This is a genomic window from Brucella pituitosa (assembly GCF_003049685.1).
GTDB classification, from domain to species: Bacteria; Pseudomonadota; Alphaproteobacteria; order Rhizobiales; family Rhizobiaceae; genus Brucella; species Brucella pituitosa.
The window spans coordinates 378,697-396,050 of sequence record NZ_PYSY02000002.1; the positions used below are offsets into that span (position 1 = coordinate 378,697).

Below are 17,354 nucleotides of genomic sequence, written 5' to 3' on the forward strand. Positions count from 1 at the left end.
ATATCGGCGACTAGCAATCCATTTTCGTTATCGACCCTCCCGCCGCTATCCGGCGGGAGATGGATAATTGTGTCCACTTTGCCCGCCATGAGCAAAAAATGAGCAGAAAAGCGGATAGATATGAAACAACACAATCGACGGCTTGATGTGGTTCTGGCGCTGGCTTTGGCTGCGTTCCTGATCCTGCCCTGGTATCGCATTGAGCAAGGCTTCTTCCGTTTCAGCTGGCTTGAAGGGTTTTTCAGTCAGGCCGAGAATGCTCCCGGTATTCTGCAAATATTCACTTATGGACGCCCCTGGCTCGCTGTTGTTGCGATACTGATGCTCTTATGTGGCTTTGCACGCTTTGTGATGTCCCCGGAAAAGCGGACATCCGTTCTGATTGGTGCAAGCCTTTTGGGCGCTGGCTTTCTCGCACTGCAAGGACTGGCAATCGGCTTCACCGGCTGGAACTGGACATTTACCGAGGCACTCTTCGGTCAGCTTGCCGATGGACAACCGGCCTTTGGTGCCGGAGCTGTGCTGACTGGTCTTTGTTTTCTGCTGATTTTTTCCTTCGCTCTTGCTGAACGCGGGGTGATGAAAGGCGATGGTTTTGTCGTTTCCTCTATCACGCTGCTCGTCGCATTGGTCAGCGTCTTTGTATTCTATCCGATCTTCAGCATGTTTGCAGGCTCCGTTCAGGATTTTGATGGTTCCTTCAAACCGGATGGCTTCATCGGCAATATTCAGGATTCTTCGATCTGGAGTCTTGCCTGTGTGATCGGCGAGGGACGCTGCGGCGTTGCATGGCGCACGCTGTGGCTGGCGCTAATGACGGCAACCGGCTCCACAGTGCTTGGGCTTTCTTTCGCACTCGTCGCAACCCGCACAGGCTTTCCTTTCAAGAAGGGTTTGCGCATTCTCACAGTGCTGCCGATCATCACGCCACCATTTGTCATTGGTCTGGCGCTCACATTGCTGTTCGGTCGTGCTGGCGTGGTGACGGAGCAGATTTCCTACTTTTTTGGTGTTGAGCCGGGCCGCTGGCTTTATGGCCTTACGGGCATCTGGATCGCACAGGTGCTTTCCTTCACGCCAATCACCTTTCTGGTTCTGATCGGCGTTGTTGAGGGTGTTTCGCCTTCCATGGAGGAAGCATCGCAAACCCTGCGTGCTGATCGCTGGCGTACGTTCAATCGTGTTTCGCTGCCGCTCATGGCACCGGGGCTGGCCAATGCATTCCTGATCGCCTTCATCGAAAGCATGGCCGATTTTGGCAATCCGATGGTGCTTGGCGGCAGTCACGGCGTGCTCTCAACCGAGATATTCTTTGCCGTTGTGGGCGCGCAAAACGATCCGTCGCGTGCTGCCGTGTTGGCTATCGTGTTGCTCTGCTTCACACTGTCGGCCTTTCTCATTCAGCGTCTGTGGCTGTCGGGCAAGAACTTTGCCACCGTCACCGGCAAGGGCGATTCAGGCATTCATGCCGGCTTGCCAAATGGATTGAAGATTGGCGTCTATGCCCTTGTTATTCCGTGGATGATATTCACGGTCGTTGTTTACCTGATGATCCTTATTGGCGGTTTTGTGCGTACATGGGGTCTCGATAATTCGCTGACATTCGATCATTATCGTCGTGCTTTCTCAGTTGCGTGGACCGATAGCGGCTTTGCCTGGACGGGTGTTGCCTGGAACTCGTTCTGGACGACGATGGAAATATCGCTGATCTCCGCACCGCTTACTGCCGCTGTCGGCTTGCTCACCGCATATCTGATCGTCCGGCAGCGCTTCTTCGGGCGCAGTGTGTTCGAGTTTGCACTGATGCTGAGCTTCGCCATTCCGGGCACGGTTATCGGTGTCAGCTATATCATGGCTTTCAACCTCCCACCGCTTGAAATGACCGGCACGGCGCTGATCCTGATTGCCTGCTTCGTGTTCCGCAATATGCCGGTTGGTGTGCGCGGTGGCATTGCAGCGATGAGCCAGCTCGACAAAAGTCTTGATGAAGCGTCGCTCACGCTGCGTGCGGGCAGTTTCCGTACCATCCGCAAGGTGATCCTGCCGCTTCTGCGTCCGGCCATTACAGCTGCACTGGTTTATTCCTTCGTGCGTGCCATCACATCGATCAGCGCCGTGATCTTCCTTGTATCGGCGGAATACAACATGGCGACTTCTTATATCGTAGGCCTTGTCGAAAATGGCGAGTTCGGTGTGGCGATTGCCTACTCATCGGCACTCATTCTCGTAATGGTAGTTGTGATTGTCACCTTCCAGCTCCTTGTCGGTGAACGCCGATTGCGGCGCGAAAACCGCGTTGCCACGCACACGCCGATTAAAACCGTTCAACAGGAGAAAGCCGTATGACTATGATCCGTCCCGGCTCCGTTACCTTTCAAAACGTCACCAAGAAGTTTGGTAATTTCACCGCTCTGCCTGATCTGTCGCTGACAGTTGAACCCGGCACACTTGTGACCTTGCTCGGCCCGTCCGGTTGCGGCAAAACCACGACCCTGCGCCTTCTGGCGGGGCTGGAGCATCCTACATCGGGTCGCATTCTGATCGGTGGCAAGGATGTGACCATGCTCCCTGCCAACGAGCGCGATGTATCGATGGTGTTTCAATCCTATGCTCTTTTTCCGCATATGAGCTCGCTCGACAATGTTGCCTATGGGCTTGAATCTTCGGGACTGAAGAAGAAAGAAGCGCGTGAGCGGGCCGAAGAAGGGCTGAAGCTCGTGGGCCTTGCAGGCATGGGGCATCGCCTTCCTGCAGAACTGTCCGGAGGGCAGCAACAGCGTGTCGCAGTTGCCCGTGCATTGGTGCTGGAGCCACAGGTGTTATTGCTCGATGAACCGCTGTCCAATCTCGACGCGCGGTTGCGTCGTCGGGTGAGAACCGAGATCAGAGAACTACAGCAAAGACTTGGTTTCACAGCAGTTTATGTTACCCACGACCAAGATGAAGCTTTGGCAGTATCCGATACAATTATTGTCATGAAAGACGGCGATATAGCGCAGCAAGGCAGTCCGCGTGATCTTTATGAGTCGCCTGCATCTGCCTTCATTGCAGACTTCATGGGTGAGGCAAATGTCGTGCCCTGTGAAGTCATCAGTGCAGCAAATGGAGAAGCTGTTATTCGTATCGGGAAACTCGAGCACCGTTTGGCATCGGCAAAGGCAAAGCCGGGGCCGGCCCAATTGGCGGTTCGTCCCAATGCGGTGAGCCTGCAAGCCCAGAGTGGCGGAGACTTCCCCGGACGCGTGGCACATTCCGCTTATCTTGGTGATCATATTGAATATGAAATTGAGACTGAGCACGGCAAGCTTTTCATTGTCGATCAGGCGGTGGAAGAGGCGCTTGCACCACAAACCGACGTGGCGATTCATTTCAAGCCGCGCGGCCTTGCCATCATCAACAATTGAGCGCATGAACCTTGCGCCTTTATTCCCTCTGACTGGAAACCAAGCATGACATCGGACATTTCAATAGAACTTGAAACGCGGTTTAAGCTTGCGCAGGAAATTGCGCGTGAGGCAGGCGCTATGGCGCTCGATTACTTCAATCGCCGCGAAACACTTGTGATCGAAATTAAACGTGATCCGCAGGATGTGGTGTCCATTGCTGACCGCAATGTCGAACAGCTGATCAATGAGCGCGTATCGGCAGCTTTCAGCGACGATGGCTTTCTGGGTGAAGAATATGGACTGAATGCGGGCAGCTCAGGCTATACATGGGTGGTTGATCCCATTGATGGCACCAGTCCGTTCGTCAATGGAATGCCGAACTGGTGCGTTTCCATTGCGGTTCTCAAAGATGGTGAGCCGGTCATCGGTGTTATTCAGGCACCTTGCTTTGGTGAGCTTTACGCATCTGCCAAAGGGCAGGGTGCAACACTTAATGGCAAAAAGCTGGCGCTTGATCCATCTCGCAATATCCGTAATTCGGTGACCGGCATCGGCGCTAACAATTATGTAACGCCGCAGGTGGTTGCGAAGATCGTGGAAGATCTGCTTGAAGCGGGCGGCACATTCATCCGTAATGGTTCCGGTGCGCTTATGATCGCCTATGTCGCGGCCGGGCGTCTGGTTGGCTATTATGAGCCATATATGCATGCATGGGACTGCATGGCCGGTTTCTGCCTCGTTAAGGAAGCAGGCGGCTATGCGCATCCTTTCCCGACGGAGGGTGAGCAACTGACCAAAGGCAACAAGGTGTTTGTAGCGGCGCCCGGTGCAATCGATGATCTTAAAAAAGATTGCCCGACTGTAAGAAATAAGCCCCGGAAATCCGGGGCTTATCTTTATGACGACGGATTATCGCGCTTATAAATCCAGTCATGATCCGGGTGGTTTTTGAACCGCCATTTGCGGATCGGACCAGCCATGACGTTGAGATAATACATTTCATAGCCGTAAGGCGCGCCGCAGGGGGTGATGTCCCTTTGGCACGAGAACTACATCGCCGTCAGAAACGGCCATGGTTTCATCAAGACTGCCATCTTCGGTGAAAACCCGCTGAATACCATAGCCCTGCGATGGGTTGAGGCGATGATAATAGGTTTCTTCCAGATATGTCATATCCGGGAAGTTATCTTCATCGTGCCGATGAGGCGGGTAGGATGACCAGTTGCCCTGCGGCGTGAATACTTCCGTCACCAAAAGGCTGTCGGCGACATCGCGACCTTCCATAGCAATATTGAAGATATTGCGGGTGTTGGCACCTTGGCCGCGCGTATCGAAAGTCAGGCCTTCAGGTCCAAGTTTTTGGGCGTTGCGACCTGGTTTGCCGGGTGCTGCGCAGACAGCAAGCACGCAATCGGTTGTCGCCACGGCACCCCAGTCGCTCTCAGCAGGCACATAGAGACAATGCGGGGCGAGCTTTTCAAACACGCTCATCCGTTCGCCCATTTCGCCGAAATCCTCGCCAGAAGCCTTGAGCTTTGCCTTGCCTTCGACCAGCACCAGAATGACTTCGCGGTCGCCGGTTTTCTCGGTCGCGGTTTCACCTGCTTTCAGACGATAGAGGCCAAAGCCGACATAGCCCCAGTTGGCACTTTCCGGCGTGATGTCATGCACCTTGCCATGCTTGCCATTGGGTTTGCGTAACAGATTGGCCATGGCTCAGTCTCCCTTATCGAGTCCTGCTTCGCGCGCAAATGCTTTGAGCGATTTCAGCCCCAGTGTCTGATATTCAAATGGATTACGCACATCGGGGTCTTGCTCTGCTTCGATGACCAGCCAGCCCTGATAGCCGTGCTGGGCTGCGACCTTGAGTACTGGTACAAAATCCACGCCGCCCTCCTTATCGCCCGGAACCGTGAAAACGCCGCGGCGCACACCTTCCAGAAAGGACAGGCTCTGATCGCGCACTTCAGCAGCAATCGCCGGGCGTACGTTCTTCGCATGGATGTGGCGAACGCGTCCCATATGGTTCTTCGCAACACGCTCAGGATCGCCACCGCCAAACAGGCAATGCCCTGTATCAAGCAGCAGCTTGGCGTGTGGCCCGGTATGTTTCATCAGAAGGTCGATCTCGTCTTCGCTCTGAACAATCGTACCCATGTGATGGTGATAGACGAGTGCAATGCCCTGTGCGCTCGCATATTCGGCCAGTGCTTCAACGCCTGCACCAAACTCTGCCCAACGGGATTCTTCCAGAACGGCGCGCTCAGAGAGCGGCTTGTCATCGTCGCCATGAATGGCGTTCGATGTTTCGCAAACGATGATGACCTTGCAGCCCATGGCCTTGAGAAGATCAAGCGCTGGCTGCATCGCAACCTTCTCATCCTCAACGGAATTGGTAAGAAGATTGAGCGAATGCCAGCCAGAAACGTAACGCAGATTGCGTGTTTCGAGTACTGCTTTAAGTTCCGCTGCAACCTGCGGAAATTTATGGCCTTTTTCAATTCCGTCGAAGCCGATTTTGGAAGCCTCATTGAGGCATTGATCAAGGCTTATATGTGCGCCGAGGCTGCGATCATCATCGTTCGACCAGGCAATCGGGTTGGTGCCATAGAGGATCATCGGTCAGTTTCTTTCTTTGATCTGAGCTTCATAATTTTCGCGTGCGGCACGCACTTGCTCGCGTTCCGAGACTTCCGGCACAGCCACGTCCCACCACCAGCCACCGGTTTCAGGCGTCGGATAAGGGTCGGTGTCGATAACGATAACTGTAGTGCGCGGGTTGTTGCGCGCCTCGGCCAGCGCATCTTCAAGTTCGCGGATAGAGCCGACCTTTTTGCTGTCGGCACCCATCGCGCCCGCATGAGCTGCAAAGTCGATATTGGATGCGTTCACATGGGTTGTGTGGTCGAGCAGATTGTTGAACTCGGCACCACCCGTTGCCATCTGCAACCGGTTGATGCAGCCATAACCACGATTATCGGTGAGGACGACTGTGATCTTGATACCCATCATCACAGAGGTAGCAAGCTCGGAATTGGCCATCATGTAGGAGCCGTCGCCGATCATCACGATCACGTCGCGGTCAGGCTCTGCCATCTTGATACCAAGCCCACCAGCGATCTCATACCCCATGCAGGAGAAGCCATATTCCATATGATAGGACATAGGGCGTCCGGCTTTCCAGAGCTGGTGCAATTCGCCCGGCATTGTTCCTGCCGCACACATGACGACGGTATTTTCTTTCGACTGGCGCTGCACAGCACCGATCACCTGCATATCGGTAGGAAGCTCGTTTGCCTCACCTGGGGCGACTGTGAACCGGTCCGCCGCTTCAAACCATTTTGCCTTGAGGCTGCTGTCGAGAGATGGGCGTTTGTAGCCTTTTAATCCTGCAGAAAGCCCATTAAGGCCGACTTTTGCATCAGCCACGAGTGAGATAGAGCCATGTTTGTGACTGTCATAAGGTTGAACATTAAGGGAAAGCAGCTTGCGGTTCGGATGTTTGAACAGTGCCCATGAGCCGGTCGTGAAATCCTGAAAGCGCGTTCCGACACCGATCACCAGATCCGCATTTGCTGCAATCGCATTGGCAGAATCTGCACCCGTAACACCGACCGGGCCAAAATTGAGCGCATGATCCCACGGCAGTGCCGACTTACCAGCCTGCGTTTCGATAACAGGGATATTGTGGGTTTCTGCAAAGCTTTTCAGCGCGTCGTGGGCACCTGAATAATGGACGCCACCGCCTGCAACGATAACCGGGGTCTTGGCAGCCCTGATTGCGGCAATAGCAGTTGCCAGCTCGTGTTCATCGGCTGGCGGGCGTCGCCAATGCCAGACTTTTGGTGCGAAGAACTCTTCCGGCCAGTCATAGGCTTCTGCCTGAACGTCCTGACAGAAAGACAACGTCACTGGTCCACAATCTGCTGGATCGGTCATTGTGCGGAAAGCGCGCGGCAGGGCTGTCAGAAGCTGTTCTGGACGGGTGATGCGATCAAAATAGCGGCTTACAGGGCGGAAACAGTCATTGACGGTCATCGTGCCGTCGTTGAAATCCTCGATCTGCTGAAGCACAGGATCAGGACCACGATTGGCAAAAACATCTCCGGGGATGAACAGAACCGGCAGGCGGTTAACATGGGCGAGTGCCGCCGCTGTGACCATATTGGTTGCGCCGGGGCCGATGGAGGAAGTGACAGCGCAAGCGCGTTTGCGACCGAGCTGTTTGGTATAGGCAATGGCTGCATGAGCCATGGTTTGCTCATTATGGCCACGCCATGTAACGAGCTGATCGCGGATACCATGCAGTGCCTCGCCAAGCCCTGCGACATTGCCATGGCCGAAAATAGCCCAGACACCAGCGATGAAGGGATCTCCTTCTGGCGTCATCTGATTGGCTATATAGCGCACAAGAGCCTGTGCCGCTGTCAGTCGAACGGTCTTCATCTTTCCTCCCGGCGGAAATCCGCATTCTCGCAATCTCACAAGACAGGCCTCCACCTGTGCCAGAGATGCGTTTATTTCTGGCGCAGCCTATCCCAAAGATCGCAGAAACCGCGATAGCGTTTTGCCATTTCTGCAACTGCGTCGGTGTCGCTCATTTTGCCGGCGAGCCATTGGCGAGCGACATCGCCCAGAATGGTGCGGCCGATGGCAAAACCCTTCACCAGATCAAAATCCGCAGCGATTTTCAGGCTTGCTTCCAGTTCTTCGGCTGGCGCATCAAGCCCCAGCACAACAATGCCACGCGTGTGAGGATCGTTATGGGTGATCGCTTCGCAAGCATTGCGCCATGCCTTGGCAGTCTTCAGCGGCTCAAGCTTCCACCAGTCAGGATAAACGCCAATTTCGTAGAAACGCTCGATGACTTTGGCGGTGCTCATATCATCGACGGGCGCTACCTTGGATGGAATGACTTCTAACAGAAACTCGAGACGGTTGCGGCGAGCAGCCGTGAAAAGTCGCTTCACGGTGGCTTCCTGTTGTGCCTTCACGTTGGCGCTGTCATCAGGGTGATAGAAGCATAAAACCTTGACGACGTTCTCGACAGGCCATTCAACAAGGCCGCCGCAATCAGGACCGAGTTCAGGCTCAAGCTCCAAAGGGCGCGAGCTGGGCCATTCCGTTGGGCGTCCAATCCATAAGCCAGTCCCGGCGGCACGGTAGAGTGCATCGCGTCCAAGACGGCCATCGCAAAGAATGCCATAGCCGCTTTCTCCGCCTGAAACCTCTAACGCAGCATTCAGGCATAGTTCTTTGAATTCACCGATCTTTTCATCCGTAGCGCCGGTTTCCTGTGCCATTTCTTCCAGCTGGATACGGTGGTCAAAAGCGAAGACTCGCATATGTGGCCAGTCGCCATTGCGGTTGGTCGACCAATGCACCTGCTCAAGTGCCAGATCTTTGCGCAGCGCCTTGTCGCGAATGCCGGTCTTGAAGAAATATTGCAGCTCTTCCCAGCTTGGATAAGCGGGTGTGCAGCCATGACGCGACACTGCAAAGGCACCACAGGCATTGGCGAACTTCAGGCTGGTTGGCCAGTCTTCACCCTTGAGCCAGCCGCGCAACAGACCAGACATGAAGCCATCGCCCGCGCCAAGCACGTTGAAAACTTCAATCGGAAAACCTTGTCCTGATTGCCCTTGGTCGAGATAGTCAGGAATGTCGCCCTCAAAGACCACGGCGCCCATTGGTCCGCGTTTGCAAACGAGTGCCGCCTTCGTGACTTTGCGAACGGCTTTAAGCGCTTCAACTGTATCGGTCGAACCGCCAGCAATATGAAATTCTTCTTCTGTGCCGACGATGAGATCGAAAAGGTGCAAGGTTGATTGCAGTTTGGTGGTGACGGAAGCAGACTCGATAAATCGGTTCTCGCCATCACCATGGCCGGAAAGCCCCCAGAGGTTGGGGCGATAATCGATGTCGAGCACCGTACGACTACCGTTTTCCCGCGCAAGCTTCAAAGCTTTGAGGACAGCAGCTTCCGTGCGCGGATGCGACAGATGCGTGCCAGTGGCGAGTACACATCCGGCCTCGGCAATGAAGTCCGGATCGATATCGTCTTCGCAAAGCGCCATGTCGGCGCAGTTTTCGCGATAGAAGATGAGCGGGAAATGTTCCTGATCACGGATGCCAAGGATCACCAGCGCTGTCAGGCGTTGCGGATCGGTGACGATACCGCGCGTATCCACACCTTCACGCGCAAGTTCACGCAGCAGAAAGCGCCCCATATGCTCGTCACCGACGCGGGTTATGAGTGCAGATTTGAGGCCCAGTCGAGCAGTGCCAGTCGCGATATTGGTGGGGGAGCCACCGACATATTTGTTGAAGGATGACATGTCTTCAAGCAGACCGCCGACCTGTGCGCCGTAAAGATCCACCGAAGATCGGCCAATCGTAATCAAATCCAGCCGCTTCATTAAAGTCCTCCCTCGGCGCATGCTTTTTTAGCTTGAAGAGGCTGCCTGTGAGTCACGACACGCAGCAACCATTCTATTTCTGATTAAAATGGATTTATTATTCCATTTCAATCGAAAAATAGAATGTCGTATCATTTTACGACTGTCGTTCCGTGCCAACGGCGACGGCGAGCGTAATCGCAAGACAAAGTGTAGCGGAAAGAGAGCGGAAGGCACCGAAGTCAACTTCGGAGACAAGCAGCGACTCATTGGCAAACTTGCTCATTGGGCTGACAATCGTGTCGGTAATCGCAACAACATCGATGCCGCGCGCGGCGGCATTTTCTGCCATGGCAATGGTTTCAGGCGAGTAGGGCGAGAACGAAATCGCGAGCAACACATCGCCTTTACGGATAGCGTGCTGGTTTTCCAGCTTTCCGACGGTACTGTGAAGCATGGCCGGAACCTGCATCTTTTCGAGCGCGTAGGCCAGATAGCTCGCAACCGGAAATGCGCGTCGAACGCCGATGATGTGAATGGTTTCTGCTGTTGCCAGCAGCTTGACGGCTTTCTCAAGTGCCTCCGGCTCGATGGTCTTCAACAGGCTTTCAAGTGAAGTGCGGCCGGCCTCGGCAAACTCTGCCAGAAGGGCCGGGGCGCTTCCTGCCGCCGTTTCGCGCAAATGCTCAAGCCGTGTGGAATAATCGGGCCAACCGCCAGCATAGGAGTCGCGAAAAAGCTTCTGCATTTCCGAAAAACCGGAAAAGCCCAATATCTGGCAAAACCGCATGAAGGCCGAACTTTGAACGCCTGCGCCTTCTGCCATTTCCGCGACCGTTGAAACGGCGATCCGGTCCTGATTGGCGGCAACGTAATCGGCGCATTGCTTCAGGCGCTTGGGCAACCGGTCAGCAACTTCGAGCAGTCTTGCCTCGAATTCTTTTGCATTCGCGGGCACACTGGCGGAAGTCTCGGCTTGCGCAGCAACAGCTTGTTCGGTGTCCATTGCCATCCTTTCAGAAACGGTCTCTTGACATCCCATATATCACAATCTAGCAAAATAGAATAAATATTCCATTGAGCTTTGCATCCGTGACATATTCGGGAAATGAGCAGAACGGAATAGCGAAACTGATTTGTCGGTCAATCGAGGATGGCCGTTTTGGGAGGATGAAGGCAATGGTTACACGTCTTGCTCTGCTTGGTGCCGGTCGTATCGGAAAAGTACATGCGGGCGCAATCGCTTCCGACAAGCGGGCGCAACTGATTGCGGTGGCTGATGCCAATCAGGATGCAGCGCGTGCAATTGCTGATGCGGCTGGTGCGGAAGTGCGTTCCATTGACGAGATCGAAAAGTCGCCAGATGTGGACGCTGTGCTGATCTGCACTCCAACCAACACCCATGCCGATCTGATCGAACGATTCTCACGCGCAGGTAAGGCGGTTTTCTGCGAAAAGCCGATTGATCTCAATATCGAGCGCGTACGGGCTTGCCTTGGTGTTATCAAGGAAACCGGCGGCAAGGTCATGCTCGGCTTCAATCGCCGTTTTGATCCGCATTTTGCCGCTGTTCGTAAGGCGATCAATGATGGTCGTATTGGCAAAGTCGAAATGGTCACAATCACCAGCCGCGATCCGGGCGCTCCGCCTGCGGAATACATCAAGGTATCGGGTGGTATTTTCCGCGATATGACGATCCATGATTTTGACATGGCGCGTTTTCTGCTCGGTGAAGAAATTGCAACGGTTTCTGCATCTGCTTCGGTTCTTGTCGATCCAAAGATCGGTGAACTCGGTGATTATGACAGTGCGAGCGTCATCCTGACCACGGCTTCCGGTCGCCAGTGCGTGATTTCCAATTCACGCCGTGCATCCTATGGCTATGATCAGCGCATCGAAGTGCACGGATCGGAGGGAGCGGTTTCGGCTGAGAACCAGCGTCCGGTTTCCATCGAGGTTGCATCGAAGGATGGCTATACGCGTCCACCACTGCATGATTTTTTTATGACCCGCTACACAGATGCGTATGCCGCAGAAATTGCAGCTTTCATTGATGCGATTGATAGTGGCAAAGCACCCACACCTTCTGCCGAAGATGGTTTGCAGGCTTTGGCACTTGCCGAAGCAGCACTTCTCTCTGTCAAAGAAGGGCGTGCTGTGAAAGTTGCGGAAGTTCTCGCCTAAGCACGCCTTTTCGTTTGCCTTTCTCTGCAATCGACTGCGATATGCGGAACATGGCTTATGAAATCGACAAGCTGCCGCTCGAAGAGTTTTTTGTGCCCGTGGCGAATGCTACGGCTGCACTAACAAGACTTGACGAGCGGCTTGCACGCTCTCCGATCCGCGATGGAATGCTTGAGCGCATGCATATGCATGATGCGGTTGCATCCATGTGGCTTGAGGGCGAACTGGTGCATCTAGAAGATCTCGTGCTGCACGATGCTCTGATGGACAGCCGCACCCCAAGCCACGCACTGACAATCTCTCATTCTGTGCTGCGCTTGCGACGCCAGATTTTCAGTCGTTCACCAAGCTGGGCTCTTAGTCCGGCGGGTATGCAGCAGGTTCTCGGGCGGAATATTGACGTCCGTAGCGAAGAGACGCGTGACTATAGCCATCAGGAAGATGAGGATAACGATCCTCTACTTGATGATGTGGATGCCTTGCTTGCGCGCACGGACGCTCTGCTGAAAGGCATCATCAAAGAACAGCCGAAACCACAGCCGGTGGAAGCAGATTCGCTTCTTTACGATGACGATTGGGATGAAGACACCCGCTTGCAGGAGTGGCGGGATCTATTTGCCAAGACAGCTCATCTTCCACCACTTCTATGCACCGCGCTGATGCATGATGCATGGTTTTCACTGGAAGTGGTGCAGCGTTCAAACTGGATAGGGCGGCTGCTTGCGGCCGCATATTTGCGCCAGTCGGGCATTGCCGCCAATCATCTGCCTGCACTCAATGTCGGCCTTCGCACAAAGCGTCCTGATGAGCGTCGTTCAACCAACCGATTGGTGCGGCTTAAGACATTTCTTGCGGCGACTGAGGAAGCTGCGGAATTAAGCATGAAAGAGCATGACCGCCTTTTGCTTGCGCGTGAGCAGATGCAGCGCAAGCTCAAGGGTCGGCGCTCCAATTCGCGGTTGCCGCAACTTGTCGACATGATGATGCGCAGCCCACTGGTTTCAAGCCAGATGGTCGAGAAAGAACTTGAGGTCACGCAGCAGGGCGCGCTGAAGCTGATTTCCGATCTCAATTTACGAGAAATCACCGGGCGCGGACGGTTCCGCGCCTGGGGTATTCTTTAATTTACTTCTTCATGCAGTGATTGCGCAGATGGGTTGCGAAAAGCTGATACTCGTTGCGTCGAGCAGCATTCGCTCGCCATGCCAAGGCAAGTGAGCGGAAATTGTGTTGTCCTTCATAGGGCACGATGCTGATTTCGCTGCCGCGTGTAACGCCCGCCTTGATAGCGACCTCCGGTAATAGCGTCACACCCATGCCAAATTCAACCAGCTGTACCAGAGTCATGATACTTGTTGCATGAACATCGCCACCTGTCTGTGTGGGCTTTGAACCAATGGCTGCCATGACGTGCTCACGCAGACAATGGCCAGTCTCCAGCAAGAGAAACGGTTGGTCCTGAAGATCGCTCGCTTCAATGCGGTCCCGGTTGGCCAGCGCATGGTCGCGGCGTACCGCAAGAAAAAATGGGTCTTGTCCTATCGCGGCGACTTCAAAATCATCAAGATCATAGGGATGAGCAACAAGCGCCACATCAAGCGTTCCCGAGCGCAGATTGTCGAGGAGGGTACGCGTCAGTCCTTCCCGCACGCTCAATTGCAGCTCTGGAAAAGCTTTAGCCGTTGCTGGAAGCACTTTTGGCAATAAAAACGGCGCAATGGACGGGATGACACCCAATCGCAAGCGTGTTGTCAGCGGGCGTTCGGCCTGACGCGCATGTTCCGGCAGCTCCTCAATTGAAGCCACGATCTCGCGCGCACGGTTGAGGAAATCCTCTCCGGCAGGCAGCAATTGCATCCGTCGACCCGTGCGATCAATCAAGGTTACGCCAATCTCTGCTTCCAGCGTCTGAATGGCCGCGCTTAATGTGGATTGCGTAACGCCAACCGCCTCGGCTGCGCGCGAGAAGGAACCTGCTTTGACGAGAGCTATAAAATAGTGAAGTTGACGAACACTGATATTGAGCATGGTCTTCAGCCTGAAACTTATCCCCATCGTTTAAATCGATGGATTGGATCGTTTTAATCGCTTTGACCGATTGATTTAGAGCGCCTATATATGACTCGCAAGCAGTTAGTTCTGAAACTTCTGAATTTTCTGCATAACAACGAATTTACAGGCAGGTATGAGATGCTCGGTATCGGTGACAAGCTTCCTTCTTTCAAAGTAACTGGCGTTAAGCCTGGCTTCAACTTCCACGAAGAAAACGGCGTGTCGGCTTTTGAAGAAGTCACCGAAGCAAGCTTCGAAGGCAAGTGGAAGGTCATCTTCTTCTACCCTAAGGACTTCACTTTCGTCTGCCCAACCGAAATCGCTGAATTCGCACGTCTGGCTTCAGATTTTGAAGACCGCGACGCAGTTGTTCTCGGCGGTTCGACTGACAACGAATTTGTGAAGCTCGCATGGCGTCGCGATCACAAGGACCTCGACAAGCTGCCAATCTGGTCTTTTGCAGACACCAATGGTTCGCTGGTTGACGGCCTCGGCGTTCGTTCGCCAGATGGCGTTGCTTACCGCTACACCTTCGTTGTCGATCCGGACAACACGATCCAGCACGTTTACGCAACCAACCTCAATGTTGGCCGTGCTCCTAAGGACACGCTGCGTGTTCTCGATGCTCTGCAGACCGATGAGCTTTGCCCATGCAACCGCGAAGTCGGTGGCGAAACGCTCAAGGCTGCTTAATCAGCCTCAATGATTTGAGACAAGGCGGGTTAAGGCCCGCCTTTTGTTTATTCAGAACTGACAAATAAAGAGGGTTCCATGTCCATTGATGATCTGAAGTCAAAAATCCCGGATTTCGCCAAGGATGTTCGTCTCAATCTTTCGTCTATGGCAAGCGATGAAACGCTGACGCCACAGCAGAAATATGGACTGTTCATTGCTTGCGGCATTGCTTCGCGCAACGCCGATGTGCGCAAGGCGCTGGTTGCTGAAGCCTCTGGAAAAGTTGATGCGACGGTTGTGCAAGCTGCAAAATCTGCGGCCTCTATCATGGGCATGAACAATGTCTATTATCGTTTTGTGCATCTTGCGACCAACAAGGACTATCGCACGATGCCAGCAAAGCTGCGCATGAATGTGATCGGCAATCCGGGTGTGGACAAAGTCGATTTCGAACTGTGGTCGCTGGCTGTTTCGGCAATCAATGGCTGCGGCATGTGCATCGACGCACACGAAGACGTACTGCGCAAAGCAAATGTGACAACCGAGGTGATCCAAACCGCTGCTCGCTTCGCCTCGATCATTCAGTCTGTTGCGATTGCTCTGGAAGCTGCTGACACCGAATAAGTTTCTTAGTCGAGCTTATATAAAGAAAAGCCCGCGTGGATCGCTCCACGCGGGCTTTTTGTGTTCAGTGCTGCTTACTCGCCGCGTTTGAACGAAATAAATGCAAAGCCAATCAATGAGACAACGGCTGCGGCAGACATGTAATAGCCAACATAGTCGAAGCTATAATGGGTTGCGAGCCAGGTTGCGATGTAAGGTGCAACCGATGCGCCGAGAATGCCTGCCAGATTGAAGGTAAGCGAAGCGCCCGTATAGCGAACCGAAGTCGGGAATGGTTCAGCAAGAGCCGCGCCAATCGGACCATAGGTCAGGCCCATCAGGCCGAAACCAATGATGAGGAAGGCGAGAACGCCAGCTGTTCCGCTGAGGAAGAGTGGAGCCATGATGAAACCGTACAGACCGATCAGGACTGTGACGATGATCATGACAGGACGCATGCCGTATTTATCGGAAAGCAGAGCTGCAACCGGGATGGTGAGGCCGAAGAAGATCACGCCAACCATTTGCAGGATGAGGAACTGTTCACGGCTATAGCCAAGCGCGCGCGTACCCCAACCGAGCGAAAACACGGTCATGAGATAGAACAGTACGAAAGTTGCAACTGCGCCGATGGTGCCGAGGAACAGGCTCGACTTGTGTTTCTTGAACAGGGTTGCGACCGGAACTTCGACGCGTTCAGCTTTGTCGATTGCCTTCTGGAATTCTGGCGTTTCAGCGATCTTCAAACGAATGAAGAGGCCAACACCAACCAGCAGTGCACTGGCGATGAAAGGAATGCGCCAGCCGAAAGACATGAACTGTTCTTCGGTCAGAAGTTCAGCCAGGATCAGGAAGATACCTGTTGCGAGAATGAAGCCGACGGGTGCGCCGAGCTGCGGGAACATGCCATACCATGTACGCTTGCCTTCAGGCGCATTTTCGGTTGCGAGCAGAACTGCACCGCCCCATTCACCGCCGAGGCCAAGGCCCTGACCCAGACGGCAGAGAGCGAGCAGGAGGGCTGCCCAGACGCCGATGGATTCATAGGTTGGCAGAAAGCCGATTGCGACCGTGGAAATACCCATGGTCATAAGTGCTGCGACGAGCGTTGCCTTACGGCCAACCTTGTCGCCGAAGTGGCCGAACAACGCGCCGCCGATCGGGCGTGCGAAGAAGGCAATAGCGAAAGTTGCCAAGGACTGGAGCAGCGCCGAGTTACCGTCACTTGCTGGGAAAAAGAGATGCGGGAACACGATTACCGCAGCGGTGGCATAAATATAAAAATCAAAGAATTCGATAGTTGTGCCGATCATGCTCGCGGCCAAAACACGGCGCGCAGAATTTTTCTTCGGAACAACTGCTTGAGCGACAGTCATTGTTTCATATCCATATTTGTGGGCTGTACGTTTTGGGAGGAAGCCCGAGATGTTGCCTTCTTAGTGCCACAAAACACGAAACCGCAAGCTTAAAAGGGCTCTCACGTAATTTTCTAATTTCGAATGTGCTCTTTTCGAAACAAAATGAACATACGAAGCGGATTCAAGGGAAAAAGCCAGGGCCTTTCAATTGCCTTAAGGCAGCCTTAAGATGAATTTCGCAACTTGGAATCACAATGACAGCGCAGGCTTTCAGATACGGAAACATTGGCATGAACTTTCGCAAACATTCTGTTTTGCGAATGCCTTCTCGTATGCTGATTGCTCTATTGTCGTTGCTCTTTTTGGTTTCAACGCAGCTTTGCTACGCCATGGCGCACGATCTTCCGCAGACTGTAGCAGTCACCGACTGCCATGAGACGGTTAAGATTCTAAAACATGATATGGGGCATTCCATGCCAGCCGATCACGGCAAGAAAGCATCTGCTGCCTGTGTCATGATGAGTTGTGGCGGCATCATACAGCTTGCCTCAGATGTCACTCTGTTCACGCCGGATCATGAGTTCGGACTTCCTCCGCGCGTTGCCGCATTGAACAGCAGCGATCCATTTGGCGTGTTACGCCCTCCAATATCTTACCAGATCTAATCCCTAGAAACGCTGCCACCTCTCTGGCGGCAA

Annotated in this window: 14 protein-coding genes and 1 pseudogene; 8 read left to right on the plus strand and 7 right to left on the minus strand. The window is 53.8% G+C overall.

Translation table 11 applies throughout. The annotated features are described in order from the left end of the window. Window positions 1–120 precede the first annotated feature (120 nt). The 3 genes from C9380_RS14090 to C9380_RS14100 are packed head-to-tail and all read left to right on the plus strand — an operon-like array spanning window position 121 to window position 4,310. Entirely contained in the window at window positions 121–2,346 is a 2,226-nt protein-coding gene (locus tag C9380_RS14090) for an ABC transporter permease (protein ID WP_128093820.1), read from the plus strand. Next, a complete protein-coding gene (locus tag C9380_RS14095; protein ID WP_111787089.1) occupies window positions 2,343–3,404 on the plus strand; it encodes an ABC transporter ATP-binding protein in 1,062 nt (353 codons plus the stop codon). The genes C9380_RS14090 and C9380_RS14095 overlap by 4 nt, the downstream gene beginning before the upstream one ends. A 45-nt stretch (window positions 3,405–3,449) precedes the next feature. Next, a complete protein-coding gene (locus C9380_RS14100; protein WP_252869782.1) occupies window positions 3,450–4,310 on the plus strand; it encodes an inositol monophosphatase family protein in 861 nt (286 codons plus the stop codon). Here the strand turns inward: C9380_RS14100 and iolB are convergent. The 5 genes and pseudogenes from iolB to C9380_RS14125 all read right to left on the minus strand — a co-directional run bounded on the left by iolB (window position 4,283) and on the right by C9380_RS14125 (window position 10,790). After that, a pseudogene (gene iolB / locus C9380_RS14105) lies at window positions 4,283–5,099 on the minus strand (5-deoxy-glucuronate isomerase). The gene C9380_RS14100 and the pseudogene iolB sit on opposite strands and share 28 nt — an antisense overlap. A gap of 3 nt (window positions 5,100–5,102) precedes the next feature. Further along, a complete protein-coding gene (gene iolE / locus C9380_RS14110; RefSeq protein WP_128093821.1) occupies window positions 5,103–6,005 on the minus strand; it encodes a myo-inosose-2 dehydratase in 903 nt (300 codons plus the stop codon). A gap of 3 nt (window positions 6,006–6,008) precedes the next feature. Further along, on the minus strand, window positions 6,009–7,832 hold the full coding sequence (iolD, locus tag C9380_RS14115; protein WP_128093822.1) for a 3D-(3,5/4)-trihydroxycyclohexane-1,2-dione acylhydrolase (decyclizing): 1,824 nt from the start codon (window positions 7,830–7,832) through the stop codon (window positions 6,009–6,011). A gap of 71 nt (window positions 7,833–7,903) precedes the next feature. After that, on the minus strand, window positions 7,904–9,805 hold the full coding sequence (locus tag C9380_RS14120) for a bifunctional 5-dehydro-2-deoxygluconokinase/5-dehydro-2-deoxyphosphogluconate aldolase (RefSeq protein ID WP_128093823.1): 1,902 nt from the start codon (window positions 9,803–9,805) through the stop codon (window positions 7,904–7,906). A 136-nt stretch (window positions 9,806–9,941) separates the two neighbouring features. Next, window positions 9,942–10,790: a MurR/RpiR family transcriptional regulator gene (locus tag C9380_RS14125; protein ID WP_128093824.1), complete on the minus strand. Its 849-nt coding sequence runs from the start codon at window positions 10,788–10,790 to the stop codon at window positions 9,942–9,944. Between the two features lie 173 nt (window positions 10,791–10,963). Between C9380_RS14125 and iolG the strand changes: the two genes are divergently transcribed. Both iolG and C9380_RS14135 read left to right on the plus strand, forming a co-directional pair. Then, the gene (gene iolG, locus C9380_RS14130; protein ID WP_128093825.1) at window positions 10,964–11,968 is read left to right on the plus strand and encodes an inositol 2-dehydrogenase; all 1,005 of its coding nucleotides are present in this window, start codon (window positions 10,964–10,966) and stop codon (window positions 11,966–11,968) included. Between the two features lie 50 nt (window positions 11,969–12,018). Beyond that, window positions 12,019–13,092, plus strand: a complete 1,074-nt coding sequence (locus C9380_RS14135) for an RHE_PE00001 family protein (RefSeq protein ID WP_024896331.1) — start codon at window positions 12,019–12,021, stop codon at window positions 13,090–13,092. Between the two features lies 1 nt (window position 13,093). Here the strand turns inward: C9380_RS14135 and C9380_RS14140 are convergent, their stop codons facing one another. After that, complete coding sequence (locus tag C9380_RS14140) at window positions 13,094–13,996, minus strand: hydrogen peroxide-inducible genes activator (RefSeq protein WP_128093826.1); 903 nt, start codon at window positions 13,994–13,996, stop codon at window positions 13,094–13,096. 162 nt (window positions 13,997–14,158) lie between these two features. Between C9380_RS14140 and C9380_RS14145 the strand changes: the two genes are divergently transcribed. Both C9380_RS14145 and ahpD read left to right on the plus strand, forming a co-directional pair. After that, complete coding sequence (locus C9380_RS14145; protein WP_024896329.1) at window positions 14,159–14,713, plus strand: peroxiredoxin; 555 nt, start codon at window positions 14,159–14,161, stop codon at window positions 14,711–14,713. 78 nt (window positions 14,714–14,791) lie between these two features. Continuing rightward, window positions 14,792–15,319, plus strand: coding sequence for an alkylhydroperoxidase, AhpD family (ahpD, locus tag C9380_RS14150; RefSeq protein WP_128093827.1), 528 nt, complete (start codon window positions 14,792–14,794; stop codon window positions 15,317–15,319). Between the two features lie 74 nt (window positions 15,320–15,393). On the opposite strand, the gene C9380_RS14155 is transcribed toward ahpD, so the two are convergent. Next, the gene (locus tag C9380_RS14155; protein ID WP_024896327.1) at window positions 15,394–16,674 is read right to left on the minus strand and encodes an MFS transporter; all 1,281 of its coding nucleotides are present in this window, start codon (window positions 16,672–16,674) and stop codon (window positions 15,394–15,396) included. Window positions 16,675–16,946: 272 nt separating this feature from the next. On the opposite strand from C9380_RS14155, the gene C9380_RS14160 reads away from it, so the two are divergent. Beyond that, entirely contained in the window at window positions 16,947–17,321 is a 375-nt protein-coding gene (locus C9380_RS14160) for a hypothetical protein (protein WP_245872245.1), read from the plus strand. The last annotated feature ends 33 nt before the right edge of the window (window positions 17,322–17,354 follow it).

What these genes read in the sequence shown, in the direction of transcription:
- C9380_RS14090 (WP_128093820.1), top strand. Translation starts at nt 121, where the DNA reads ATGAAACAACACAATCGACGGCTTGATGTGGTTCTGGCGCTGGCTTTG.
- C9380_RS14095 (WP_111787089.1), top strand. Translation starts at nt 2,343, where the DNA reads ATGACTATGATCCGTCCCGGCTCCGTTACCTTTCAAAACGTCACCAAG.
- C9380_RS14100 (WP_252869782.1), top strand. Translation starts at nt 3,450, where the DNA reads ATGACATCGGACATTTCAATAGAACTTGAAACGCGGTTTAAGCTTGCG.
- iolE (WP_128093821.1), bottom strand. Translation starts at nt 6,005, where the DNA reads ATGATCCTCTATGGCACCAACCCGATTGCCTGGTCGAACGATGATGAT.
- iolD (WP_128093822.1), bottom strand. Translation starts at nt 7,832, where the DNA reads ATGAAGACCGTTCGACTGACAGCGGCACAGGCTCTTGTGCGCTATATA.
- C9380_RS14120 (WP_128093823.1), bottom strand. Translation starts at nt 9,805, where the DNA reads ATGAAGCGGCTGGATTTGATTACGATTGGCCGATCTTCGGTGGATCTT.
- C9380_RS14125 (WP_128093824.1), bottom strand. Translation starts at nt 10,790, where the DNA reads ATGGACACCGAACAAGCTGTTGCTGCGCAAGCCGAGACTTCCGCCAGT.
- iolG (WP_128093825.1), top strand. Translation starts at nt 10,964, where the DNA reads ATGGTTACACGTCTTGCTCTGCTTGGTGCCGGTCGTATCGGAAAAGTA.
- C9380_RS14135 (WP_024896331.1), top strand. Translation starts at nt 12,019, where the DNA reads ATGGCTTATGAAATCGACAAGCTGCCGCTCGAAGAGTTTTTTGTGCCC.
- C9380_RS14140 (WP_128093826.1), bottom strand. Translation starts at nt 13,996, where the DNA reads ATGCTCAATATCAGTGTTCGTCAACTTCACTATTTTATAGCTCTCGTC.
- C9380_RS14145 (WP_024896329.1), top strand. Translation starts at nt 14,159, where the DNA reads ATGCTCGGTATCGGTGACAAGCTTCCTTCTTTCAAAGTAACTGGCGTT.
- ahpD (WP_128093827.1), top strand. Translation starts at nt 14,792, where the DNA reads ATGTCCATTGATGATCTGAAGTCAAAAATCCCGGATTTCGCCAAGGAT.
- C9380_RS14155 (WP_024896327.1), bottom strand. Translation starts at nt 16,674, where the DNA reads ATGACTGTCGCTCAAGCAGTTGTTCCGAAGAAAAATTCTGCGCGCCGT.
- C9380_RS14160 (WP_245872245.1), top strand. Translation starts at nt 16,947, where the DNA reads ATGAACTTTCGCAAACATTCTGTTTTGCGAATGCCTTCTCGTATGCTG.